The sequence below is a fragment of the Streptomyces spiramenti genome, from assembly GCF_012034385.1.
GTDB lineage: Bacteria > Actinomycetota > Actinomycetes > Streptomycetales > Streptomycetaceae > Streptomyces > Streptomyces spiramenti.
This window is the reverse complement of the sequence record NZ_JAAVJB010000245.1, coordinates 1-7,020: the sequence shown is the minus strand read 5'-3', so window position 1 is coordinate 7,020 and position 7,020 is coordinate 1. Positions and strand designations below refer to the sequence as shown.

4 protein-coding genes are annotated in these 7,020 nt (G+C 74.0%); 2 read left to right on the top strand and 2 right to left on the bottom strand.

Annotation, left to right across the window (positions count from 1 at the left end):
- Positions 1-289: 289 nt before the first annotated feature.
- Complete coding sequence (locus HCJ92_RS20635) at positions 290-1,192, bottom strand: DUF4394 domain-containing protein (RefSeq protein ID WP_167935119.1); 903 nt, start codon at positions 1,190-1,192, stop codon at positions 290-292.
- A 377-nt stretch (positions 1,193-1,569) separates the two neighbouring features.
- Between HCJ92_RS20635 and HCJ92_RS20630 the strand changes: the two genes are divergently transcribed.
- Positions 1,570-3,429: a SpoIIE family protein phosphatase gene (locus HCJ92_RS20630; protein ID WP_167935118.1), complete on the top strand. Its 1,860-nt coding sequence runs from the start codon at positions 1,570-1,572 to the stop codon at positions 3,427-3,429.
- A gap of 336 nt (positions 3,430-3,765) precedes the next feature.
- Here HCJ92_RS20630 and HCJ92_RS20625 read toward each other — a convergent pair whose 3' ends face one another.
- Entirely contained in the window at positions 3,766-4,680 is a 915-nt protein-coding gene (locus tag HCJ92_RS20625; protein ID WP_167935117.1) for an alpha/beta fold hydrolase, read from the bottom strand.
- 356 nt (positions 4,681-5,036) lie between these two features.
- Between HCJ92_RS20625 and htpG the strand changes: the two genes are divergently transcribed.
- Positions 5,037-6,983 carry a molecular chaperone HtpG gene (gene htpG / locus HCJ92_RS20620; protein WP_209311392.1) on the top strand — a complete coding sequence of 649 codons (1,947 nt, stop codon included), beginning with the start codon at positions 5,037-5,039 and terminating at the stop codon, positions 6,981-6,983.
- The last annotated feature ends 37 nt before the right edge of the window (positions 6,984-7,020 follow it).

Below are 7,020 nucleotides of genomic sequence, written 5' to 3'. Positions count from 1 at the left end.
CCCCCCCCCCCCCCCCCCCCCCCCCCCCCCCCCACGCCTCCCGGGCCCTGCCCGGACCGGTGCGTCGGACCGGCCCCCACAGCCGGTCCGCCCGTCCCCTCGGGACGTGACACCGGGAACGACCGCGGGCCGTGCACGACCGGCCCGCCCGGATCACCCGTGGGACCTCGGCCTCCGCCCGGCCGCGGTCCCACGGGGACGACTGACGGTGCCCCGCCCCGGCCGCCCGGCCGGGGCGGGGCACCGTCGCGTCGCGGGAGGGATCACCCGCGACCGGTCGGCGCGTCGGTCACGGCAGGACGGTCAGATCGGTGACGCGCAGGTGGCGGGGGAAGGTCCCGACCGGATCCGCGCCGCCGCCCAGCAGGTCGACGTCGTAGAGGCGGGCGCGGCCGTCGGTGTGGAGCACCGCCCAGCCGGTGTTGGCGCCGGTGGCGGGGTCGGTGCGGATGTCGAACCCGGCGTCGGGTCCGGCGTCGACACCGAGCGCACCGGTGGGGGCGAGCGTTCCGGCGTTGGCGGGCGACTGGAGCACGACCTGGTCGGTGCGGGTGTCGAGGTCGAACAGGGTGGTGGCGGTCGCGGGGTCGAGGTCGTCGTTGGTGTAGGCAGCGGCGGTGACGCCGGTCGCGACGGTGCCGTCGGGGTTGGTGAGGGTGCCGTCGACGACGGTGACACCGGGCGCGGGGGCGCCATTGGGGTCGTCGATGTTGTGACGGAGGTTCTGGCCGGTGTCGCTGATGACGCGGAGCCGGTTGGCGGCGGGGTTGAAGTCCACGCCGAAGAACTCGCCCTCCAGGGCGACGCTCAGCTGGCAGACCTTCTCCGCCCGGACAGCGAGGGCGCGGTCGGTGGAGCCCGGGTACGTCAGGGTGTAGATGCCGCCCTGGTCGCCGACGCCGTAGACCCGGTCGTCCTGGACGCGGTGGTCGATCCCGACCAGCCGGGAGTCGCCCTGGAGCCCCTGGACACGGCCCAGCGGCACGACAGCGCGCGGGTTGTCCACGTGGAAGCGGACCAGGGTGTTCCCGGCCAGGCCGACGGCCACCGGCGCGCCGACGCGGGAGAGCTCGTCGGCGACCGGCGAGGCGTCGTTCGCCGGGCCCTGCGCCCCGGTCGCGGCGGAGGGATGGCCGAGCAGGGCCACTCCGATCGTTCCGGTGAGCAGGCCGATGAGCAGGCGGTTGCGCATGGTGTGGCTCCTCGTGAGGTGGTGGTGCGGTCGGTCGCGGTGCGGAGCCGTCGCACGCCCCGGTGGGCGTCCGGCGGGCTCGGGTGTGCCCCGCGCCCCCGCCGACCGGGGGTGACGGGGCTGCATCGATGCTTCGGTGCCGCGAAGGCCGAGGGCGGGCGGGCCGGGCGGACCGGGACCGAACTCCACTCATGTGGGTGAGCGCCCGCCCCCGCACTCGCGCGCCGTGGGGCTCCCGGGGCTCGGACCGCGGCACGGCGTCGGCTAGCGTGACGTCAGGCCTCCGCCAGGTGGGCGCCGGAGGAGAGGAAAGCGGCTCCCGAGGAGCAGGTGTGACAGGTAGGAACGGGCGCTCGCCCTCCCCGTACCCCGATGCGGTGAGTGACGAGCTACGGCTGACGGCCGTCAGCGACACAGGACTGTCGGCGCGTCCCGACGCCGGGATGGACCGCTTCGCGCGGCTGGTGAAGGACGCCCTGAACGTCCCGGCCGCGCTGGTGTCGCTCGTGGCGGCGGACCGTCAGATGCTGCCGGGACTCGCAGGCAGCCACGCGCCGTGGGCGCGGGAGCGGAACCTGGGAGCGCCGCTGGCGCTGTGCGGGGAGGTCGTCCACGGCGGTGGGCCGGTGGTGGTGGCGCGGGCCCCCGGCGGCTGGGCCGGTGCGGCACCGGCAGCGTGGGAGGGGTCGGGCGGCCCCGCGGACGACCCCGTCGCGCTCACGCCGGAGGTGCAGGCGTACGCGGGGGTGCCGCTCACCGACCGCGCGGGCCGGGTGCTGGGCGCGCTGTGCGCCCTCGACAACCGCCCGCGCGAGTGGAGCCCGCGGGAGCTGTCGCTGCTGACGGAGCTCGCAGCCGCCTGCGGCGCCGAGCTGCGGCTGCGCATCGCGGCCCACCGCCGCGAGGCGGTGCACCGGGACGAGGCCGCGGCGCGCACCCGCGCGGACGGACTGGCGCGGCGCAGCGAGCACGCGCTGGCCCGGTCCGAGCTGCTGCTGCGGGCGGCGGACGCGCTGGCGGACACCACAGGGCTGGCGGAGGTCGGCCGGCAGGTCCACGACCTGGTGACGCTGGTGCTCCGTCCCGTCCACGTCCGGGTGATGGTGGCCGAGGACGGCGCGCTGCGGCGGCTGGCGAACGGTGCGGAGCAGGTGGACGAGCACACGGTCCCCCTCAGCGCCGAGCGGCCGATGACGCGCGCCGCGCGGGAGGACCGGGTCGTGACCGTCGCGGGCGCCGACGAGATGGCGACCGTGTTCGGGCGGCCGGCCGCGGCCGAGCACCGGTCGCTGGGTCTGGACACCGTGGTCTGCGTGCCGCTGCCGGGTGACGGTGGGCCGCTGGGCGTCCTGGTGATGGGCTGGGACCGCCCCTACGAGGTGGACGACCCGGAGCGGGCGGTCCTCGCGGCGCTGGCCGGGTACACGGCGCGGGCAGTGGAGCGCGCACTGTTCATCGAGAACCGGGTGGACGTCGCCCGCCAGATGCAGGAGGCGATGCTGACCGACCTGCCGCCGGTGGCAGGGCTCAGCACGGCCGCCCTGTACCGCCCGGCCGCGGACATCGACATGGTCGGCGGCGACTGGTACGACCTCTACCGGCTCCCGAGCGCGGCGCAGGGCGGCGAGGACGCCGAGGGCGCCGCGACGGTCGCCGCCACCATCGGGGACATCACCGGCCACGACATGCGGGCGGCCACCCTGATGGGGCAGGTCCGGAGCATGCTGCGCCAGGCCGACCTGGACCATCCGGGTACCGGACCGGCGCACGTCGTCAGCGCGTTCGAGCACGCCAACCGCGCGCTGGGGCTGGGGTGCAGCGGCACCCTGGTCCACGCCCATCTGCGGCCGTGCCCACCACCGGACGACGGCAGCTGGGAGCTGAACTGGACCAACGCCGGTCATCCGCCGCCGCTGGTGGTGCTGCCGGACGGAACGGTGGAGCCGCTGGTGGACCACGGGGTGCTGATGCACCCGGGTATCCCCGTGCGCGGGCGTGACGCCCACCGCCGCACGCTCCCGCCCGGCGCGGTGCTCCTGCTCTACACGGACGGCCTGGTCGAGCACCGGAGCAGCGACCTGGACGAGGCGATCGAGCGGGCGGGCCGCTTCCTGTCGTCGCGGCGGGACCGGGAGCTCCCCGCGCTCCTCGCGGAACTGGTCGACGAGGTGGCGAGCGAGCCCGCGGACGACGACATCGCGCTGCTGGTCCTGCGGGTGCCCGTACCCGGGCGCTGAGAGCGGGCGTGAGACCCCGCGCCGGGTCGGCTCGCGGCGTCGGATGCGGTCAGCTGCACGACGGAGGGGCGGCCTCATACCGGGTTGTACTCGGGCGTTCCTGACAACGCGGCAGATGGCCGTAGCCGGCGTCGCGGGCCCGGCATGGGGCCTCGAACACGCTTTGGTACCCCGGCCGCCGACACCCGGGCACAGCGGCCCGGCGGCTCGGCGCGGCCCGTGGCGGCAACGCGCCCCGGACGGTGTGCCGTCCGGGGCGCGTTGCCCTCCGAGTGCCCGGCCGGTCGGAAGGCCGGAGGGTGGCCTCCCGAGTGGGGGCCGACCGGGCGTCACCCGTCAGTCGAAGACCGACCAGCAGGTGGAGGGCTTGGCGTTGGCCGGGTCGAGGGCATTGGCGACCTCGTGCCAGGCGACCCGGTCCACCAGGGCGATGGCCAGGTGCTCGGAGAGGCTGACGGGGCACAGGTCCTGGAGCAGGACGTTGCGGACGCCGGGCTCGTCGATGAACTGGCTCCCATACGGGGTGACGACCTCGTCGTAGCGGGTGGCGATGACGGTGTACTCGACCTCCGGCACGGTGTAGCCGTCCGCGTTGAGCTCGGCCAGGAAGGGCGAACCGGCGATCTGCTGCTCCAGCGCGGGGGTGAGGCCCTCCAGCACGTCGCGGGCGCCGGGGAAGAGGTCGAAGAGCTTTGTCAGACCGAGCACCGTGCTGCCGTTGGTGGAGGGCGAGAGCCCGACGAGCGCGTTGACCTTGTCGGCGGCTCCGTCGTGGTGCTTGAGGTAGTGGCGGGGCATCATGCCACCCTGGGAGTGCCCGACGATGTCCACTTCCGGTGCGCCGGTGGTCTCCAGCACCCGGTCCACGTAGACGGCGAGTTCGGCGGAGGAGTCCTCGATCGGGCCGAGGCCGTGGAAGACGGCGACCCCGGGGAGCTTCCCGTAGTCGAGGGAGAACACGCACCAGCCGCGGTCCGCGAGGTAGGGGGCGAGTCCGATCCAGTTGGTGGTGCTGTTGCCGAGGGTGCCGTGCACCAGCACGACCGGGCGGGGGCGTTCCGCGGCGGGGGTGCAGTCGTCGTCGTTCCATCCGCCGGTCGCGGCGGTCGCGCCGGCGTCGGCCCGGGGGCCGCTGTCGGGGGCGGTCGGCGCGTGTTCCGCCCGGGCGGCGGTGGCGGGAACGACGGCGACGGCCAGGGCGAGCGCCAGGGCGGCGGCGCCGGGGCGGGCGCGTCGGATCCAGGACAGCACGATGGGGTCTCCTCGCTGGAGGGCGCACGGTGGGGGGGTGACGGCGCGCGGTCCGGACCACGGGTTACTGCCGAGTACGCACCACGTTACGAGCGGGTAACTGAACCGCCCACCCTTCATGCGGTGAAGATACGAACACCCCGCACACACAACTCGCCGGACGGACTCCCCCGCCGCGTTCCGGGCGCCACACCCCGGTCCGGCGTCGCCCCGGGGCCGCACCCGGCCTCGCGGGAGCGGCGCGGGATTCCCCACCGAGTGGCGTGCGGCGGCCCGCCCGGGGCAGGATCGGCGCCGGACCGCGCGGCGACGCCGCGGGAGGGGCGACCCGCTCACGGAGCGAACGGGCGCGCCCCATGGACGAGATACGCGGGAGGACAGCCGTGACCGGCAAGGCCGAGACGTTCGAATTCCAGTCGGAGTCACGCCAGCTGCTGCAGCTGGTGGTGCACTCGATCTATTCCGAGAAGGACATCTTCCTGCGGGAGCTGATCTCCAACGCCTCGGACGCGCTGGACAAGCTGCGGCTGGAGTCGCTGCGGGACAGCGGCCTCGACGCGGACACCTCCGACCTGCACATCGCGTTGGAGACGGACACCGCGGAGCGCACGCTCACCGTGCGGGACAACGGCATCGGGATGTCCCGGGACGACGTGGTGGAGCTGATCGGCACCATCGCCAAGTCGGGTACCGCCGAGTTCGCGCGCAAGCTCAAGGAGGCCAACGACGCCAAGGACGCCACCGTCTCCACCGACCTCATCGGGAGCTTCGGCGTCGGCTTCTACTCCAGCTTCATGGTCGCCGACCGCGTGACCCTGGTGACACGGCGCGCCGGCGAGAAGGAGGGGACGCGCTGGGAGTCCGAGGGCGAGGGGACCTACCGCCTCCAGCGGGTCGAGGACGCACCGCAGGGGACCTCGGTCACCCTCCACCTCAAGCCGGTCGACGAGGAGGACAACCTCCACGACTACACCGCCGAGCACACGCTGCGGTCCATCGTACGGCGGCACTCCGACTTCATCCCGTGGCCGATCCGCACCGAGGTGGAGCGGGAGGAGGACGGCACCACCACCCGGGCCGTCGACACGCTCAACTCGATGAAGGCGCTCTGGGGCCGGTCGCCCGAGGAGATCTCCGAGGAGGAGTACACCGAGTTCTACCGCCACGTCAGCCACGACTGGTCGGACCCGTTGCGCACGATCCACACCCGCGCCGAGGGCACCTTCGAGTACCAGGCGCTGCTGTTCCTGCCCTCGCGGGCACCGGTCGACCTCCACCAGCAGGACGCGCGACGCGGCGTCAACCTGTACGTGCGCCGCGTCTTCATCATGGACGACTGCACGACGCTCCTCCCGGAGTACCTGCGCTTCGTGAAGGGCGTGGTGGACGCGCAGGACCTCTCACTGAACGTCTCCCGCGAGGCGCTCCAGCAGGACCGGCAGATCCAGCTCATGCACCGCCGCCTGGTCAAGAAAATCCTCGCCTCCGTCAAGTCGCTGCGGACCGAGGACCCCGAGCGGTACGCCACCTTCTGGCGGGAGTTCGGCCGCGCGCTCAAGGAGGGCCTGCTCTCCGACGCCGACAACCGGGCGACGATCCTGGAGGTCTCCTCGTTCGCCTCCACGCACGACGCCGAGGCCCCCACCTCGCTGCGCGCGTACAAGGAGCGGATGAAGGAGGGGCAGGAGCACATCTACTACGTGACCGGCACCTCCCGTGCCCGCCTGGAGAACTCCCCCCACATGGAGGCGTTCCTGGCCAAGGGGTACGAGGTGCTGCTGCTGACGGACCCGGTCGACGAGGTCTGGGTAGAGCAGGTCGGCGACTTCGACGGCACCCCGCTGCAGTCCGTCGCCAAGGGCCGGGTCGACCTGGAACCGGCGGACAAGGAGGCGGAGGAGAGCGAGGAGGCCGCCCGGCGCAAGGAGGAGTTCGGCCCGCTGCTGGAGTGGCTGGGCACCCGCCTGGGCGAGCAGGTCAAGGAGGTACGGCTCTCCGCCCGGTTGACGACCTCCCCGGCGTGCATCGTCGGTGACGAGTTCGACGTCACCCCCACCCTGGAGAAGATGTACCGGGCGATGGGCCAGCCGCTGCCGCCCGTCAAGCGCATCCTCGAACTGAACCCGGACCACGCGCTGGTCGGCGCGTTGCGCACCGCCCACGCGGCGTCCGCGGAGGAGGGGGCGCTGGGCGACACCGCCGAGTTGCTGTACGGCATGGCGCTGCTCGCGGAAGGCGGCGACCTGGCCGACCCGGCGCGGTTCAGCCGGCTCCTCGCGGAGCGGCTCGCCGCCGGCCTGTGAGCCGTCACCGCCGGCCGGCCCCGCCGTGGCGCGGGGC